The sequence below is a fragment of the Mycobacterium sp. smrl_JER01 genome (genome assembly GCF_048513595.2).
Classification (GTDB): Bacteria; Actinomycetota; Actinomycetes; order Mycobacteriales; family Mycobacteriaceae; genus Mycobacterium.
In genome coordinates this window covers 5,083,712-5,100,722 of sequence record NZ_JBLXXK020000001.1, presented here as the reverse complement: position 1 = coordinate 5,100,722, position 17,011 = coordinate 5,083,712, and the positions used below count along the sequence as shown (strand labels likewise).

Genomic DNA, 17,011 nt, shown 5'->3' with positions numbered 1-17,011 from the left:
CGCGCAAGCGCTCATCGGTCACATGCTCTTCGCGCAAGCGCTCATCGGTGAACTCACGAACGGCAGCCTGGTAATCCGCCTCGCTGCCCGACAGGTAGGTCTGGACGAACCGGGCCCACGTCTTGTCGGAGGCCGCAGCCTCGGCATAGTGCCGCTGGAACTTCTCGTCGCGACGGTAGTCGGGCTCGGCGGTGGTGAAATGCGCGCCGCCGGGCGCCTCGACCACGGTGTCGACCATCATCCGGTTGATCAGCAGGGCTTGCGGAGGAACGGATTTCACCAGCTCCTCGGTGGACACCACCTTCTCCACCGACAGGAACCGCTTGTCGGCCGCCATCAGAAAGAGATCGTCGAAGTACGGGTCGATCCCGGTGTAGGCCGCATTCCCGCGGGCATCGCCCAGATTCAGGTGTACGAACGCGGCATCGAGGTTCAGCGCGGGCATCGCGATGAGTTCTTCGTAACCGGCTTGTGAACCCGAGCCGGTCGGGTACGGCGAGGTCACCGTCTTGAGTTCGTCACCCCAGAACGCGCGGACGTCGCTGCCGAGGCCGGCGCGGATGGGCAGGAACGGCAGCCGCTGGGCGGCGGCCTGTAAGCCGCACCGCAGCATGCCTTCGTCCATCTCGCGGGACTCGATCGAGCCCGACGTGCGGGCCTTGGCGAACCACGGGTCGTAGAAGGGTGGCGAATCCAGCGACACGAAACCGTAGTAGACGCGTTTGACCTTGCCCGCCGAGCACAGCAGCCCGAGATCGGGCCCGCCATAGGTGACCACGGTCAGGTCGGTGACATCGGTGCGCAGCAGTGCGCGCACGAATGCCATCGGCTTGCGCCGGGAACCCCAGCCGCCGAGGCCGATCGTCATGCCGCTACGGATCGACGAGACGGCGTCGTCGAGAGTTGTTCTCTTATCGGACATTGGATCCCTTCTCAGTGCCGGCGAAAGCGTCCCGGTGCTCATCGGACACTCCGGCGAGATTGAGCTCGAAGGTGAAGCCTTGCTCCATGCGGTAACGCGCGTTGACCGGCTGAACGTCGATGAAGTTGAGCGCTTCCTTGGCTGCGCGGATCACCCGGGTGTCCTTTGACGCGATGTCACGCGCCACCCGCAGCGCGGATTCGTCGAGTTCGGCGCGCGGCACCACCTCGTGCACCGAACCGAAGTGATGCAGCGTGTCGGCGGTGACGGTGGCCGCGGTGAAGAACAACCGTCGCATCAGATGTTGAGGCACCAGTCGGGACAGGTGGGTGGCCGCGCCGAGTGCGCCCCGTTCCACCTCGGGGAGGCCGAACTTCGCATCGTCGGAGGCGACGATGACATCGGAGTTGCCGACCAGTCCGATACCGCCGCCGACGCAGAAACCGTTCACTGCGGTCACGACCGGCACGGCGCATTCGTAGACCGCGCGGAACGCCTCGTAGCAGCCGCGATTGGCATCGATGAGCGCCGTGAAGCCCTCGGTGTTCTGCATCTCCTTGATGTCGACGCCGGCGTTGAAGCCGCGCCCCTCGGCCCGCAGGATCACCACGTGGGTGCTCTGATCGCGGCCTGCCGCGGTGATGGCGTCGGCCAGTTCGAACCAGCCGCGCGAAGGAATCGCGTTGACCGGCGGGTAGTCGACGGTGACCGAGACGATGCCCGGCTCCACTGTCTTGGTGATGATCGGCATGCAAACTCCTGGGTCGCTACCTAAGCAAGCACTTGCTTGGTACGCTAGCACAGTGACTGACCCCGTCGACAGTGCCCGCAGCGGCATCGCCCTCGGTCTGGCCGGCCGCGTCGTACTCGTCACCGGTGGTGTGCGTGGTGTAGGTGCGGGCATCAGCAGGGTTTTCGCCGACCAGGGCGCCTCCGTTGTGACGTGCGCCCGCCGGCCGGTCCCGGAATCGCCCTATGAGTTCAGGGTCTGCGACATCCGCGACGACGATGCGGTCCAGGCGCTGGTGGCCGGGATCGTCTCAGACCACGGCCGACTGGATGTGGTGGTGAACAACGCCGGGGGTTCGCCGTATGTGCGCGCCTCCGACGCCTCCGCCAACTTCAGCGCGAAGATCGTCCAGCTGAATCTGCTTGGGGCGCTGTCGGTCTCGACGCAGGCCAACGCGGTGATGCAGCAGCAGCCCACGGGTGGGTCGATCGTCAACATCTCCAGCGTCAGCGGGCACCGTCCCACCCCCGGCACCGCGGCCTACGGGGCCGCGAAGGCCGGTATCGACAACCTGACCGCCACGCTGGCGGTGGAATGGGCGCCCAAGGTCAGGGTGAACTCGGTCGTGGTGGGCATGGTCGAGACCGAACAGTCCGAGCTGTTCTACGGTGACTCCGACTCGATTGCCGCGATCTCGCGGAACGTGCCGTTGGGCCGGCTTGCCAAGCCGGAGGACATCGGCTGGGCCACCGCTTTCCTGGCGTCCGGCGCGGCGTCCTACATCAGCGGTGCGTCGCTGGCGGTGCATGGCGGCGGGGAGCCGCCACACTACCTGTCGACCACCACTGCCGATATCAAAACCTAAGGGAGAGAACAAGCATGGGATTGCTCGATGGCCGCGTGGTGATCGTGACGGGTGCTGGTGGCGGAATCGGGCGTGCGCACGCGCTCGCCTTCGCCGCCGAGGGTGCCCGCGTCGTGGTCAACGACATCGGTGTCGGACTGGACGGTTCACCGGCCGGCGGCGGGAGTGCGGCGCAGAACGTCGTCGACGAGATCGTGGCGGCCGGTGGTGAAGCCGTCACCAGCGGTGCCAATGTCGCGGACTGGTCGCAGGCAGAAGGTTTGATCCAGACCGCCGTGGACAGCTTCGGCGGCCTCGACGTGCTGGTCAACAACGCCGGCATCGTGCGGGACCGAATGCTCGCCAACACCAGCGAAGAGGAGTTCGACGCCGTCACGGCGGTGCACCTCAAAGGGCACTTCGCGACGATGAAGCATGCCGCCGCGTACTGGCGCGCCAAGTCCAAGGCCGGTGATGCCGTGGACGCGCGCATCATCAACACCAGTTCTGGTGCGGGGCTTCAGGGCAGCGTCGGGCAGGCCAACTACAGCGCGGCCAAGGCGGGCATCGCGGCGCTCACTCTGGTAGCCGCCGCCGAGATGGGCCGCTACGGCGTCAGCGTGAACGCGATCGCGCCGTCGGCGCGGACCCGGATGACCGAGACCGTCTTCGCCGACATGATGTCCACCCAGGACAACGACTTCGATTCGATGGCGCCAGAAAACGTCTCACCATTGGTGGTCTGGTTGGGCAGCGTGGAGTCCCGGGACGTGACCGGCAAGGTTTTCGAGGTCGAGGGTGGCAAGATCCGCGTCGCCGAAGGCTGGGCGCACGGACCCGAGATCGACAAGGGTGCCCGCTGGGACCCGGCCGAGCTCGGTCCCGTCGTCACCGATCTGCTCGCCAAGGCGCGCACCGCGGTTCCGGTCTACGGGGCGTGACGACGCCTCAGACCGGGTCGCAGATCAGGATCGGGATCTTGCGGTCGGTATAGGACCGGTAGTTCGCGAAGTCCGGGTAGATCGCGTCGAGTCTGGGCCAGTACTCGTCGCGCTCGGCGTCGGTGGCCTCGCGCGCGACCAGTCTGAGCTTCTCGTTCTTGATCTGGAAGGTGACCTGCGGGTCGGCCTTGAGGTTCAGGTACCACATCGGATTGGCGGCACGGCCGCCCTGTGAGGCCACCAGCACGATACGGTCGCCTTCCCGCAGGAACAGCAGCGGGCTTTCCCTGGGCTGTCCGGACTTACGGCCGATCGTGGTCAGGATCCCGATCGGCGGCGGCGCCGAGAACCTGTTGGAGCCGAGCCGCCAGTTGTAACCGACACGCCCACCCGTGGCCTTGTACACCCAGGTGTTGATCTTCGACATCCACTTGATGCCGACGCCGACGGCGGGCGAGTTGAGGCCGTCGACCTGCTTGGCGCTCAACGGACGAGGGGGTTTGGCCATGTGTGCACCTATCTGGTGATGAACGGGCGAATCGAAGCCTCGATGCGGTGGATCTGCGCCTGCCCCGATGGGTCGTCGGACGGGATGAGAAACGTCTCGTCGATGTGCGCCCCGACCCGTCGTCCGGCCAGTGAAGGCTTGGTCGAAAGGTCGAAACGGGCCCGGACGGTATCGCCGTCGACGGTGAACTCCGGTGCCGTCACCCCCCGGATCACCCGGTACTGCAGACCGCGGTTGAGGCTGCGGCGCAGGTGATTTCCGGAGAACCCGGTCTTGAGACCGACCTCGACCCGGGTGCAGCCCGGCGCGAAGGGCACGGCGTCGGCCTGGTGGCTGGCCAACGCACTGATGTAGGCCTGGGCCGCGGCGATCCGCTCAGCGGTACTGATCTGGGAGGGGGCCACCTCAGATCAGCTCGATGATGGTTCCGGTCGACAGCGCGCCGCCGGCGCACATGGTGATCAGTGCGGTGCCTTGGCCGGTGCGCTCCAGCTCGTGCAGCGCGGTGGTGATCAGCCGGGCGCCGGTGGATCCCACCGGATGGCCGAGCGCGATCGCTCCGCCGTTGACGTTGACCTTGTCCATGTCGGCGCCGTGCACCTGGGCCCAGGACAACACGACCGACGCGAACGCCTCGTTGATCTCGACCAGGTCGATATCGCCGATCTTCATCCCGGCCTTCTCCAGCACCCGGGCTGTCGATTGCACGGGTCCGTCGAGGTGGTAATAGGTTTCGGCGCCGACGTTGGCCTGCGCCACGATCCGGGCGCGCGGCTTGAGACCCAGCGCCTTGGCCTTGTCCTCGTCCATCCACAGGACCGCGGCGGCGCCGTCGGAGATCTGTGACGACGTACCGGCGGTGTGTACGCCGCCTTCGATCACCGGCTTGAGCCCGGCCAGTCCCTCGGCGGTGGTGTCGCGCAGTCCCTGATCCCGGGTGACGGGTGCCCATTCGTCGGTCGGGCGCTTGTTCTCGTCCAGCACAGGAGCCGAGATCGGGGAGATCTCCCGGTCGAAGCGCCCCTCGGCCCAGGCCTGCTTGGCCTTGGCCTGGGACGCCAGCCCGAGCGCGTCCACGTCGGCGCGGGTGATGCCGCGCCGCTTGGCGATCCGCTCGGCGGCCTCGAACTGGTTCGGCATGTCGATGTCCCACGACGACGCGCGGATGATGCTGCGGTCGGGTCCGGCGTTGGCGCCCAGCCCGACCCGACTCATCGCCTCGATCCCGCACGCGATGCCGATCTCGATGGCACCGGTGGCGATCAGGCCGGCGATCAGGTGGTTGGCCTGCTGGGCACTCCCGCATTGACAGTCAATCGTGGTGGCGCCGACGTGTTCGGGCAGTCCGGCGGTCAGCCAACCCACCCGGGTGATGTTGTTGGACTGCTCCCCGAACTGGGTGACGCAGCCGCCGATGAGTTGCTCGACCTGTCCCGCCTCGATACCGGCCTTCTCCACGAGTGCCTTCTGGGTGGCGCCCAGCAACTCGGTGGCGTGCAGGCCGGACAGCCAGCCGTTGCGCTTTCCGATGGGGCTGCGGGTGGCTTCGACAATGACAGGGGTACCCATATCGTCAGGCTAGAACACGTTTCATTAGTCTGACAAGCAGCGATGCCGCCGTGCCTTTCATCTGCGGTGGAGGCATGTTTTACTGGCACTAGAACACGTTGCAATTGAGGAGTGCTTTTCTATGCCTGGCCCCAATTCATGTCCGATCAGCCCCGAGTTCGACTTCCTCGACGCGACCCTGAACCTTGAGCGTCTGCCCGTCGAGGAACTGGCCGAGCTGCGCAAGTCCGAGCCTATCCACTGGGTCGACGTTCCCGGCGGGACGGGCGGCTTCGGTGACAAAGGGTATTGGTTGGTCACCAAGCACGCCGACGTCAAGGAGGTGTCCAAGCGCAACGACATCTTCGGCAGCTCGCCCGACGGTGCCATCCCGGTGTGGCCCCAGGGCATGACGCGGGACGCCATCGACCTGCAGAAAGCTGTGCTGCTGAACATGGACGCACCGCAGCACACCAGGTTGCGCAAGATCATCTCGCGCGGATTCACCCCGCGGGCCGTCGGCCGGTTGGAGGACGAGCTGCGCACCCGTGCGCACAAGATCGCCGAGACCGCCGCGGCAGAGGGCTCCGGTGATTTCGTCGAGCAGGTGTCGTGCGAATTGCCGCTGCAGGCCATCGCGGGGCTGCTCGGTGTGCCCCAGGAAGATCGCGACAAGCTCTTCCGTTGGTCCAACGAGATGACCGCCGGCGAGGATCCGGAGTACGCGGACATCGATCCGGCGATGTCGTCGTTCGAACTCATCACCTACGCGATGAAGATGGCCGAGGAGCGGGCCAAGAACCCGACCGATGACATCGTCACCACCCTGATCCAGGCCGACATCGATGGTGAGAAGCTCTCCGACGACGAGTTCGGCTTCTTCGTGGTGATGCTGGCGGTGGCGGGTAACGAAACCACCCGGAACTCCATCACCCACGGCATGATCGCGTTTTCGCAGAACCCCGAGCAGTGGGAGCTGTACAAGAAGGAACGGCCCGAGACCGCAGCCGACGAGATCGTGCGCTGGGCCACGCCGGTGTCGGCGTTCCAGCGCACCGCACTGGAGGACACCGAACTGTCCGGAGTGCAGATCAAGAAGGGCGAGCGGGTCGTGATGTCCTACCGTTCGGCCAACTTCGACGAAGACGTGTTCGACGACCCGCACCGCTTCGACATCACCCGCAACCCCAACCCGCACGTGGGTTTCGGTGGGACCGGTGCGCACTACTGCATCGGCGCCAACCTGGCGAAGATGACCATCAACCTGATCTTCAACGCGGTCGCCGACGCGATGCCCGATCTCAAGCCGATCGGTGAGCCCGAGCGGTTGAAGTCGGGATGGCTCAACGGGATCAAGCACTGGCAGGTGGACTACACCGGCAAATGCCCGGTGGCTCACTAAGACACCGACGGAACTGTTGTTGGATCGGGTCAAGGAGGATTCGGTGGATTTCAGTCCGGATGAGGGTCAGCAGGCGGTCGCCGATGTGGTGACCTCGGTGCTGGACCGCGACAACAGCTGGGACGCGTTGGTCGCCGGTGGGGTGCCGGCGCTCGCGGTGCCGGAGCGGCTCGGCGGCGACGGTGTGGGACTCGCCGAGATCGCCACAGCGCTCACCGAGATCGGCAGGCACGGCACCATCAGCCCGGCGCTGGGCACTCTCGGTGTGACTGCGGTGCTGCTCGATGTTGCCGACGAAGCCCAGCAGGATCGGTTCCTCGCCGGTGTGCCGAAGGGGGCAGTGCTGACATGGGCGCTCAACGAAGCAGGCGCGCACTTGCCTGACCGGCCGGCCGTGCACCTCGACGGAGGTGTGCTCAACGGCACCAAACTGGCTGTCGGCTATGCCGCACAAGCGGAGTGGATCCTGGTCAGCACCGACTCCGGTGTCGTGGTGGTCTCCGGCACCGCCGACGGACTGGAAGCGACCAAGACGCCGTCGTCGAACGGGTCGGACGAATATGTGCTGACCTTCTCCGACGTCGCGGTCACCGAGGGCGACGTGCTCGCCGGCGCGGCACCGCACCGGGTGAACCAACTGGTGCTGGCGACCATCGGCGCCTTCGCCGCGGGCCTGGTCGCCGGTGCACTGCGCCTGACCGCCGACTACGTCGCGACCAGAGAACAATTCGGAAGGCCGCTGTCGACGTTCCAGACGGTGGCGGCCCAGCTCTCGGAGGTCTATATCGCCTCGCGAACCATCTCGCTGCTGTCGACGTCGGCGGCGTGGTTGCTGGCAGAAGGGCTGGACGCGGATGACGATCTCGAGGTTCTCGGGTATTGGCTGGCTTCCCAGGCGGGGCCCGCGATGCGGCTCTGCCACCACCTGCACGGCGGTATGGGTATGGATATCACCTACCCGATGAACCGCTACTACTCGTCGATCAAGGATTTGACCCGGCTGTTGGGCGGTCCGTCGCTCCGGCTCGACCTGGTGGGAGTGTAGATGTACATCGAACTGACCCCCGAGCAGCGGGCGCTGCAAGCCGAACTGCGCCAGTACTTCTCCACACTCATCACGCCCGACGAGGCGGCCGCGATGGAGACCGATCGGCACAACGAGGCCTACCGTACGGTGATCAAGCGGATGGGATCGGACGGCAAGCTCGGCGTGGGCTGGCCCAAGGAGTACGGCGGTCTGGGTTTCGGTCCGGTCGAACAGCAGATCTTCGTCAACGAGGCCAATCGAGCCGATGTACCGCTTCCGCTGGTGACGCTGCAGACGGTGGGCCCGACGCTGCAGGTGTACGGCACCGAAGAGCAGAAGAAGAAGTTCCTGCCCGGGATCCTTTCGGGTGACATTCATTTCGCGATCGGCTACTCGGAACCCGATGCCGGTACCGACCTGGCATCGCTTCGGACCACGGCGGTTCGGCACGGCGACGAGTTCATCGTCAACGGACAGAAGATGTGGACAACCGGCGCCCATGACGCGGATTACATCTGGCTGGCCTGTCGCACCGACCCGGATGCCGCCAAGCACAAAGGCATCTCGATCCTGATTGTCGACACCAAGGATCCGGGCTACTCGTGGACTCCGATCATCCTGTCCGACGGAGCCCACCACACCAACGCCTCGTACTACAACGATGTGCGCGTTCCCGCCGACATGCTCGTCGGTGAGGAGAACGGCGGGTGGAAGTTGATCACCACCCAGCTCAACCACGAGCGTGTCGGTCTCGGGCCGGCCGGGCGGGTCGCCGGCATCTACGACCGGGTGCACGCGTGGGCCTCGAAGCCGGGTTCCGACGGTGTGACGCCCGTCGAGCACGCCGACGTCAAGCGGCTCCTCGCCCAGATCAAGGCGATCTGGCGGGTGAACGAGCTGCTGAACTGGCAGGTGGCCGCCTCAGGCGAGACCATCGCGGTCGCCGACGCCGCTGCCACCAAGGTCTTCTCCACCGAACGGATCCAGGACGTGGGCCGGCTCGCCGAGGAGATCGTGGGCAGGTACGGCAACCCCGCCGACCCGCCGACCGGTGAGCTGTTGGATTGGCTGGACAAGATGACCAAGCGCAACCTGGTGATCACGTTCGGCGGCGGAGTGAACGAGGTGATGCGGGAGATGATCGCGGCGTCGGGCCTGAAGGTTCCGCGGGTTTCGCGGTGATGACGACACAGGTGAGCGCAGACTTGCAGGCCGGCCTCGACGAACTCAAGGCGGCGGCGCACAGCGAACCGCGTGACGGTCGGGATCCGGTGAATCAGCCGATGATTCATCACTGGGTCGACGCCATCGGGGACAAGAACCCGATTTACGTCGACGAGGAGGCCGCCAAGGCCGCCGGGCATCCCGGTATCGTGGCACCGCCGGCCATGATCCAGGTGTGGACCATGGGCGGGCTCGGTCAGGGCCGCGCCGAGGACGACCCGCTGTCGCGGGCGATGCAGCTTTTCGACTACGCCGGCTATGTCGGGGTCGTCGCGACCAATTGCGAGCAGACCTACCATCGGTATCTGCGGCCAGGTGAGCAACTCACCGTGCACGCCGAGATCACCGATGTGGTGGGGCCCAAGCAGACCGCGCTCGGCGAGGGCTACTTCATCAACCAACTCATCACGTGGACGGTCGCCGGGGGCGAGACCGTTGCCGAGATGAACTGGCGCATCATGAAGTTCCGGCCGCGGGAGAAGGACGCAGCCGAGCAGCCGTCGGCCATCCCGGAGGATCTGGATCCGGACAAGCTCATGCGCCCCGCCTCCTCACGGGACACCCGGTTCTTCTGGGAGGGCGTCGACGCGCACGAGTTGCGCATCCAGCGCCGCCCCGACGGCAGCCTGCAGCACCCGCCGGTGCCGCCGCTGTGGAAGGACCACCGGGACGAGATCTCCGCGTCGGACTATGTCGTGGCCTCCGGTAAGGGGACGGTTTTCAGTTACGTCGTGCACCATGCGCCGAAGGTGCCCGGGCGCAGTCTGCCGTTCGTGATCGCTCTCGTCGAACTGGACGAGGGTGTGCGGATGCTCGGTGAACTGCGCAACGTCGACCCGGGCGCCGTGGAGATCGGAATGCCCGTGCGCGTGACCTTTATCGACTTCCCGGACAGCGACATCAGCCCCGCGTGGACGCTGTACGCCTGGGAGCCGGCCCGATGAGCGCTCCAGCCCTGGCCGTCGGCACCACCTTGCCGGAACTCAAGATCTACGGCGACCCGACCTTCATCGTGTCCACTGCCATCGCCACCCGCGACTATCAGGACGTGCATCACGACCGGGACAAGGCGCAGGCCAAGGGTTCCAAGGACATCTTCGTCAACATCCTCACCGATACCGGTCTGGTGCAGCGCTATCTGACCGATTGGGCCGGACCGACCGCGCGGATCAAGTCGATCGGACTCCGCCTGGGTGTGCCGTGGTACGCCTATGACACCGTCACGTTCTCCGGTGAGGTCACCGCGGTCGACGACGGTGTGGCCACCGTCAAGGTGGTGGGTAACAACAGTCTCGGTGCCCACGTCATCGCCACTGCGACACTATCTTTGGGGGACGACTGATGATCTCCGGCAAGGCTGCGATCGCCGGAATCGGCGCCACCGATTTCTCCAAGAACTCCGGGCGTAGTGAGTTGCGACTGGCCGCCGAGGCGGTGCTCGATGCGCTCGACGACGCCGGGTTGACGCCGTCGGATGTCGACGGGCTGGTGACGTTCACCATGGATTCCAACCTGGAGACCGCGGTGGCGCGGTCGACCGGGATCGGTGAACTCACCTTCTTCAGTCAGATCGGGTACGGCGGTGGCGCCGCCGCCGCGACGGTGCAGCAGGCGGCGCTGGCCGTCGCGACCGGGGTGGCCGAGGTCGTCGTTGCCTACCGGGCTTTCAATGAGCGCTCAGAGCACCGGTTCGGCCAGGTGATGACGGGCCTGACCGTCAACGCCGACTCCCGCGGCGTCGAGTACAGCTGGTCTTATCCGCACGGGCTGAGCACCCCGGCAGCATCGGTGGCGATGATCGCGCGCCGGTACATGCACGAGTACGGAGCGACGAGCGCGGATTTCGGTGCGGTGTCGGTGGCGGACCGCAAGCACGCGGCGAACAATCCGAAGGCGCACTTCTACGGCAAGCCGATCACCATCGAGGACCACCAGAATTCGCGGTGGATCGCCGAGCCGTTGCGACTGCTCGACTGCTGTCAGGAAACCGACGGCGGTGTGGCGATCGTGGTGACCACCCCGGAGCGCGCCAGAGATCTCAAGCACCGGCCCGCGGTCATCGAAGCCGCCGCACAGGGCGCAGGCACCGACCAGTTCACGATGTACTCCTACTACCGCGAAGAACTCGGTTTGCCTGAGATGGGCCTGGTCGGACGGCAACTGTGGGAGCAGAGCGGATTGGCGCCCACCGACATCCAAACCGCGATTCTCTATGACCACTTCACCCCGTACACCCTGATCCAACTCGAAGAATTGGGGTTCTGCGGTCCCGGTGAGGCCAAGGATTTCATCGCCGGTGGTGCGATCGAGATCGGCGGCAGGCTCCCGATCAACACCCACGGCGGCCAGCTCGGGGAGGCCTACATCCACGGGATGAACGGCATCGCCGAAGGGGTTCGTCAGCTGCGCGGAACCTCGGTGAATCAGGTGCCCGATGTGGAACATGTGTTGGTGACCGCCGGCACCGGAGTCCCGACATCGGGCCTGATCCTGGGCTGACGCGGCTGCGCTGTCCGGGTGTGCCTCGCACCATCGGGCGGGGCCGCCCACTACCCTGAACCCAATGAGCTCCCACGAGCCCGAACCCGACGACGAGGACACCGGGCCACTGCCCGTCGGCAGGTCGAGCGTTCCTTCGGCAGACCCGCAGGGCACTCGGTACGACGCGCCGCTGTCGGTCAATCCCCGTCCCGTGCACCGTGATCGCCGCCCCGTGGTGTTGATCGGCGTCGCGACGGCGGCCGTGGTCGGGCTGGGGGCCCTCGCGTACGCGTTCTGGCCGTCCTCCGACCCGTCGGACACCACGCCGGCTTCGCCGACCACCACACCGGCCGAGAACCGGCAGGAAGCCGAGACACGTCTGATGGAGCTGCTGCCGGCCGGCTACGCACAGGACGCATGTGAGCCGGTGGTGCCCGCCAAAGGTGCTCTCGCACAGATCAGTTGCACGCGCAACGACGACCCGGGCGGCCCGCTGACGGCGACCTACACGCTGGTGAAGGACAGCACCGCGCTCAAGGAGCGGTTCGACGGTGTGGTCAGCGGCTCGGCAGTGGTCAACTGTCCGGGCAACATTCAGTCACCGGGGCCCTGGCGCCGTAATGCCACACCGGATCAGGGCGCGGGCACTCTGGTGTGCGGCTTTCAGCAGAGCCGGCCGACGGTGGCGTGGACCACCGACGCGGACCTCATGGTCAGCGAGATCCAGTCGGGACCACAGGGTCCGAACCTGGTCCAGCTCTACACCTGGTGGAGCTCACACTCCTGAGGGGAACGCCGGTGTCACGCCGGCGGGGCCGGGACCATCACCGTCGTGGTGGGTGCACCGGGAGCGGGTACCGACTGTACGCCCTCGAGCGGTGCGCTCGACGCGCCCTCGGGCAGCGGGGTTCCCGAGCTGCCTGCCGGCAGTGGGGTTCCCGAGCTGCCGTGCGGTGCGGGTGCAACAGCAGCGGCGGTGGGCGCGGGGCCCGTCTCAGCGGTCGCGGCGTCGGTCGGCAGCGGGGTTCCCGTGCTGCCCTCCGGTAGTGGAGTTCCCGAGCTGCCCTCCGGAAGCGGCGTACCGGAGCTGCCGGCAGGCGTGGCCTCCGGTGCGGGCGTGGCGGTGCCCTCGGCGGGGGTGGCGACGGTGTCGGGAGGTGCCGTCTCGGCGGTGCCGGACACCGCGGGAGACGCCTGGCCGCCGTACGACGAGCCGGAGCTGGCGCCCGATCCGGTCGCCGGGGCGGGCGGCGCTTCGAGCCACAGCAGGGCATCGGGACCGCCGTCGCTGTAGAACACGCTGTCCGGCTCCTCACCGGTCACGTCGAAGTAGATCTTGCCGGTGGTCTTCTCGCCCTGGGCCAGAGTGGACGGATTGACACCCTGTTCGGTCGCGACCCCGAACAGGACGCGGTAGGTGTCGCCGTTCGCTGCGCGCGCGTTCAAGTTGGACACCACGGGCGTGACGTAGCCCGCGATGGCCTCGTCGGTCGCCGTGGCCTCCCAAAGGGTTCCGGCCGGCTGGTACGGGATCACATCGGAGCTGGGCTTCAGATCGGTGACGGTCCAGTGCTGGACGATGTCGCCGTTGACGAGTTCGCCGGGCTGTCCGAGGTACTGGACCTCGGCATCGGCGGAGGCCGCGGCCGCCGTTGCGAGCGTAGCGGCGGCTGCTGCCGCAGCGGCGACAGCGACCAGAGCGGGCTTGAGACTCACGTGAATTCCTCCTGTGTTCGTTGGAGCGAGCAGCGAGGTGGTTCCCCCACGAGCAAAGTAGCAGGTCGCGGAGTCGCTTCGACCGGCCCTCGACGGGGGACAGTCGACGACGAGTTCGCCACAAATGTCGCGGCACCGGCGCCGCCGTGGTCCCACACCCTCGCGATCTGCGCATTTCAGCGCAGCTCGTTGGTTGCGCGGGCAAGTAGCTGATTTGCAGGCATGCGTGACGCTGAGCTAATTACCTTGTCAACACTTCGCATGGCGGCTCACGGTGTGGACTTCCGGTCTGGCCCGTCGCCGGTTGCCGAATGTCATTTGGCTTGATGTAAAGACAAGGTAGTGCCGTCGGCCGGTTGTATTCATCGGTTTGCGCTCATCAGCGCTGAAATTGGCCTGCTCTCGAAACCCGAGGGTGGACGAATCCGCGGCGCCGGTGGGCCGTCTCGGCCCACGCCCCGGCAGCTCCCGCTGGCGCCGAAGATGCGCAGAGGCGGCAACAAGGTGAACGCTCGCATTACCTCCAGCAAAACTCAGTTTTCCCACGCGCGCTCTGGTATGACTGTCTGGGCGTTGCCAACGCGGGGGTTGGCGGCCCTCCGACGCGACTAGACAGGGGGTATCCCATGGCGAGGCATGCCAAGAAGAGCGAGCGCTCGACGGCGATCCGCACGTACCTGACGGCCGGTATCACCGCTGGCGTCACCGGCGCCGCACTTGCCGGTGTCGGCACGCTGCTGCTGGCGGACGCCGATATGCCGGCTCCGGCCCAGATCGAGGTGCAGCTGGTTTCGAGCGAGGAAGAGATCCTCTGGCTCTCGCTCAACGGCGGCAGTGACCGACGCAGCACCACCCCGTCGTCGGCGTTGCCACAGAGCAGCGCGAATCCGGCCTGGCGGCCGATGATCGGCGACGGCGGCTGGTTGATCGGAAACGGCCTGGATGCGGCCGACGATTGCCAGGGGGCGGCGTGCAACGGCGGTAACGGCGGCATTCTGTGGGGCAACGGCGGCAATGGCGCGCACGGCGGCACCGGCGGCAACGGCGGCTTCTGGATGGGTAACGGCGGCAACGGTGGTGACGGCGACGCCGTGATCGGCGAGGACGGCACCATCATCCGGGCCGCTTCGGCCGGCGGCGCCGGCGGTAAGGGCGGCTGGGTCATGGGTAACGGCGGCGCCGGCGGTAAGGGCGGCGACGCGGTGTACGAAGGCAACACGAAGAAGAACGGCGCATTCGCCGGTGGCCGCGGCGGTGACAGCGGATATCTGTTCGGAAACGGCGGCAGTGGCGGCGCCGGCGGTTCCGACAACAACAATCTCAACGTCGTCAATGATCCGGCGACCCAACCCGACGAGTCGGCGCAGAACAACGCGGCCGGCGGCGCCGGTGGCGCCGGCGGAGTCGGCGGCGTGCTCAACGGTCACGGCGGTCACGGCGGCGACGGTGGTTCGGCCAGCTCGGCCAACGGCAATGCCACCGGTGGCAGCGGTGGCCGCGGTGGTCTGGCGCATTCGAACCTCGGCGGCACCGGCGGCGACGGCGGCAACGGCGGTGACGCCGAGGCCGAGGCCGCGGGCAAGACCGGCCGGGGCGGAAACGGTGGCGCCGGCGGTACCAGCGGCACCGGCCAGGGCGGGTCGGGAGGCAGCGGCGGTGCCGCGGTCGGTGGCGGCGCGAACGCGATCGGCGGCAACGGGGGCGCGGGCGGCGGGGTCCGCCTCGGCACCGGCGGTGACGGCGGTGACGGCGGAGACGCAGTGAGCGAGGACGGAAACGCGACCGGCGGTAAGGGTGGCGACGGTGGTTCGGTCGACCTGACCGGCAGCGGCGGTGGCGCCGGCGGCAAGGGCGGAAACGCCGACGGCGACGAGAAGGCCACCGGCGGCAACGGTGGTTCGGGCGGCAGCGGTGGCTTCGGAGGCGACGGCGGGGCCGGCGGTGACGGTGGTGACGCCGCATCGGACGCTGCCGGTGGTGCGACCGGTGGTACCGGTGGCCAGGGCGGCTTCGGTGGTCGTGACGGCAGCGACGGATCCGCCAGCTCCGGCAGTTCCGGCGGTTCCAGCAGCGACTAGTGCTCCACGTCTGCGGGCGTCGACCCTTCCGGGTCGGCGCCCGCAGCCGTGTCGTCAAAGTCATTGCTGAAGAATGGCTTTGGTCGGGAGCTATGATCGCCCAATGCCGGATTTCGGAAACACGTCCAATCGGATGAATCAGCTGGTCATCGCCGCCCTGGTGGTGGCCGTCGCGGCTTTGGGGGTCGCGATCTGGGCGTTGGTGAGCTCGCCGTCCGGTGAGACATCCTCAGCCACTGCCGATCAGTCCACCGATCCCAAGACCCGGGTATGCAGTGCGTTCCAGCTGGTACGAGGCGCGGTGTCGTTGCAGACGAATGCCAACCTCGGTGACGATCCGGTGGCTGTGCAGGCGGTGGCGGCCAATGCGCGGTTGGCCACTCTGGGCGGTGGGCAGTTCCTGTTGTCCCGGCTGGACGGCGATGTGCCCTCCGAGCTGGCCGACACGGTGCGGACCTTCGCCAACAACCTGGAATACATCGGGATGAGTCAGCTCGCCGGGACTTCTGGCGATGATCCGACTCAGACGAACCGGATGAACGAGGCGCAGGCGGCGTCCACGAAGATCACCGAGCTCTGCGAGTAATCGGACACCGAGCTCTGCGAGTAATCGGACACCGAGCTCTGCGAGTAATCGGACACCGAGCTCTGCGAGTAATCGGACACCGAGCTCTGCGAGTAATCAGGCACCGAGCTCTGCGAGTGATCAGGTCAGGCGGGGACGAACTCCACGCCGGCCAGCGCGACGGCGTTGTCGCGTTCGGGCGCGGTGACGACTGCGGTGTAGGCGCCGGCGCTGTCGTCCTTCCACACGTTGAGCTGCAGCGTCTCTCCGGGGAAGACCACGCCTGCCATCCGGGCTCCGTAGGACTTCAGAACGGAGACGTCGCCGTCGAGCAGGTTGTCGACCAAGGCTTTGCACGTCATGCCGTAGGTACACAGACCGTGCAGGATGGGTCGTGGAAAGCCTGCGGCAGCAGCGAATTCGGGATCGGAGTGCAGCGGATTGCGGTCTCCGCACATCCGGTAGAGCAGAGCCTGCTGCGGTGACGTCGGTACGGTCAGCTCGAAGTCGGGTGCCCGTTCCGGCGCGCCACCCGTTGTGGACGGGCCGCGCTCGCCGCCGAAACCGCCCTCACCGCGGGCAAAGATGGACCGCTTCTGTGTCCACAGCAGCGTGCCGTCGGGGGCTTTGACCGTGGTCTCGGACCAGATGACTGCGGCCTTGCCCTTGTCCCAAATGTCGGTGAACCGGGTGACCGCGACACCGGTGCCCGACGCAGGAATGGGCCCGGGAACCGTCACAGCCTCGCTGGCGTGCAGCACCTTGCTGAGCTCGATGTCAATACCCGGGAACTTCACCGCGGGCGGCTCGGTCATGTGGAAGCTCTGCGCCACGTTGCCGAATGTCGGCAGCACCTGCGGATTCCCGTCGGCGAGATAGCGCAGTTCCGTCGCGTCCATCGGATCCATACCTGCTCCGAGACCCAGGTGGTAGAGCTGGACGTCGCTGCTGGTCCAGGAGAATTCGACCGGATCCAGTTCGGCGCCGATGGCCTCGTCGAGATTGATGGGCACGTCTGAAGTCCT

General features: G+C 66.8%; 17 protein-coding genes and 1 pseudogene. 11 read left to right on the top strand and 7 right to left on the bottom strand.

What is annotated here, in order from left to right:
• Positions 1 to 37: 37 nt before the first annotated feature.
• Both ACNUDN_RS23955 and echA20 read right to left on the bottom strand, forming a co-directional pair.
• A pseudogene (locus ACNUDN_RS23955) lies at positions 38 to 922 on the bottom strand (CoA transferase subunit A); the annotation flags it as partial.
• Positions 912 to 1,673 carry a (7aS)-7a-methyl-1,5-dioxo-2,3,5,6,7,7a-hexahydro-1H-indene-carboxyl-CoA hydrolase gene (echA20, locus tag ACNUDN_RS23950; protein ID WP_419124215.1) on the bottom strand — a complete coding sequence of 254 codons (762 nt, stop codon included), beginning with the start codon at positions 1,671 to 1,673 and terminating at the stop codon, positions 912 to 914. The gene echA20 and the pseudogene ACNUDN_RS23955, both read right to left, overlap by 11 nt.
• A gap of 52 nt (positions 1,674 to 1,725) precedes the next feature.
• On the opposite strand from echA20, the gene ACNUDN_RS23945 reads away from it, so the two are divergent.
• Positions 1,726 to 2,517, top strand: coding sequence for an SDR family oxidoreductase (locus ACNUDN_RS23945; RefSeq protein ID WP_419124214.1), 792 nt, complete (start codon positions 1,726 to 1,728; stop codon positions 2,515 to 2,517).
• A gap of 14 nt (positions 2,518 to 2,531) precedes the next feature.
• Complete coding sequence (locus ACNUDN_RS23940; RefSeq protein WP_419124213.1) at positions 2,532 to 3,437, top strand: SDR family oxidoreductase; 906 nt, start codon at positions 2,532 to 2,534, stop codon at positions 3,435 to 3,437.
• 7 nt (positions 3,438 to 3,444) lie between these two features.
• Here ACNUDN_RS23940 and ACNUDN_RS23935 read toward each other — a convergent pair whose 3' ends face one another.
• The 3 genes from ACNUDN_RS23935 to ACNUDN_RS23925 are packed head-to-tail and all read right to left on the bottom strand — an operon-like array spanning position 3,445 to position 5,514.
• Positions 3,445 to 3,945 carry a nitroreductase family deazaflavin-dependent oxidoreductase gene (locus ACNUDN_RS23935; protein ID WP_419124212.1) on the bottom strand — a complete coding sequence of 167 codons (501 nt, stop codon included), beginning with the start codon at positions 3,943 to 3,945 and terminating at the stop codon, positions 3,445 to 3,447.
• A gap of 8 nt (positions 3,946 to 3,953) precedes the next feature.
• Positions 3,954 to 4,349, bottom strand: a complete 396-nt coding sequence (locus ACNUDN_RS23930) for a DUF8021 domain-containing protein (protein WP_419124211.1) — start codon at positions 4,347 to 4,349, stop codon at positions 3,954 to 3,956.
• Position 4,350: 1 nt separating this feature from the next.
• Positions 4,351 to 5,514 (bottom strand): steroid 3-ketoacyl-CoA thiolase, encoded by a 1,164-nt coding sequence (locus ACNUDN_RS23925; RefSeq protein ID WP_419124210.1) that lies wholly within the window; start codon positions 5,512 to 5,514, stop codon positions 4,351 to 4,353.
• Positions 5,515 to 5,635: 121 nt separating this feature from the next.
• Here ACNUDN_RS23925 and ACNUDN_RS23920 point away from each other — a divergent pair, with 121 nt between their 5' ends.
• From ACNUDN_RS23920 to ACNUDN_RS23890, 7 genes are all read left to right on the top strand, one after another.
• The gene (locus ACNUDN_RS23920) at positions 5,636 to 6,895 is read left to right on the top strand and encodes a cytochrome P450 (protein ID WP_419124209.1); all 1,260 of its coding nucleotides are present in this window, start codon (positions 5,636 to 5,638) and stop codon (positions 6,893 to 6,895) included.
• Between the two features lie 43 nt (positions 6,896 to 6,938).
• The gene (locus ACNUDN_RS23915) at positions 6,939 to 7,940 is read left to right on the top strand and encodes an acyl-CoA dehydrogenase family protein (RefSeq protein ID WP_419124208.1); all 1,002 of its coding nucleotides are present in this window, start codon (positions 6,939 to 6,941) and stop codon (positions 7,938 to 7,940) included.
• On the top strand, positions 7,941 to 9,104 hold the full coding sequence (gene fadE29, locus ACNUDN_RS23910; protein ID WP_419124207.1) for an acyl-CoA dehydrogenase FadE29: 1,164 nt from the start codon (positions 7,941 to 7,943) through the stop codon (positions 9,102 to 9,104).
• Positions 9,104 to 10,090 carry a bifunctional MaoC family dehydratase N-terminal/OB-fold nucleic acid binding domain-containing protein gene (locus ACNUDN_RS23905; RefSeq protein ID WP_419124206.1) on the top strand — a complete coding sequence of 329 codons (987 nt, stop codon included), beginning with the start codon at positions 9,104 to 9,106 and terminating at the stop codon, positions 10,088 to 10,090. Before fadE29 ends, ACNUDN_RS23905 begins: the two co-directional genes overlap by 1 nt.
• A complete protein-coding gene (locus ACNUDN_RS23900; RefSeq protein WP_419124205.1) occupies positions 10,087 to 10,488 on the top strand; it encodes a MaoC family dehydratase in 402 nt (133 codons plus the stop codon). The genes ACNUDN_RS23905 and ACNUDN_RS23900 overlap by 4 nt, the downstream gene beginning before the upstream one ends.
• Positions 10,488 to 11,645: a 17-hydroxy-3-oxo-4-pregnene-20-carboxyl-CoA lyase gene (gene ltp2 / locus ACNUDN_RS23895; protein ID WP_419124204.1), complete on the top strand. Its 1,158-nt coding sequence runs from the start codon at positions 10,488 to 10,490 to the stop codon at positions 11,643 to 11,645. The genes ACNUDN_RS23900 and ltp2 overlap by 1 nt, the downstream gene beginning before the upstream one ends.
• A gap of 64 nt (positions 11,646 to 11,709) precedes the next feature.
• Positions 11,710 to 12,414 carry a hypothetical protein gene (locus ACNUDN_RS23890; RefSeq protein ID WP_419124203.1) on the top strand — a complete coding sequence of 235 codons (705 nt, stop codon included), beginning with the start codon at positions 11,710 to 11,712 and terminating at the stop codon, positions 12,412 to 12,414.
• A gap of 14 nt (positions 12,415 to 12,428) precedes the next feature.
• Here the strand turns inward: ACNUDN_RS23890 and ACNUDN_RS23885 are convergent, their stop codons facing one another.
• Positions 12,429 to 13,343 (bottom strand): MPT63 family protein, encoded by a 915-nt coding sequence (locus tag ACNUDN_RS23885; RefSeq protein WP_419124202.1) that lies wholly within the window; start codon positions 13,341 to 13,343, stop codon positions 12,429 to 12,431.
• Between the two features lie 626 nt (positions 13,344 to 13,969).
• Between ACNUDN_RS23885 and ACNUDN_RS23880 the strand changes: the two genes are divergently transcribed.
• A complete protein-coding gene (locus ACNUDN_RS23880) occupies positions 13,970 to 15,421 on the top strand; it encodes a hypothetical protein (RefSeq protein ID WP_419124201.1) in 1,452 nt (483 codons plus the stop codon).
• Between the two features lie 103 nt (positions 15,422 to 15,524).
• Positions 15,525 to 16,007: a hypothetical protein gene (locus ACNUDN_RS23875; RefSeq protein ID WP_419124200.1), complete on the top strand. Its 483-nt coding sequence runs from the start codon at positions 15,525 to 15,527 to the stop codon at positions 16,005 to 16,007.
• A 125-nt stretch (positions 16,008 to 16,132) separates the two neighbouring features.
• On the opposite strand, the gene chsH3 is transcribed toward ACNUDN_RS23875, so the two are convergent.
• Positions 16,133 to 16,999, bottom strand: coding sequence for an enoyl-CoA hydratase ChsH3 (gene chsH3 / locus ACNUDN_RS23870; protein ID WP_419124199.1), 867 nt, complete (start codon positions 16,997 to 16,999; stop codon positions 16,133 to 16,135).
• Between the last annotated feature and the right edge of the window lie 12 nt (positions 17,000 to 17,011).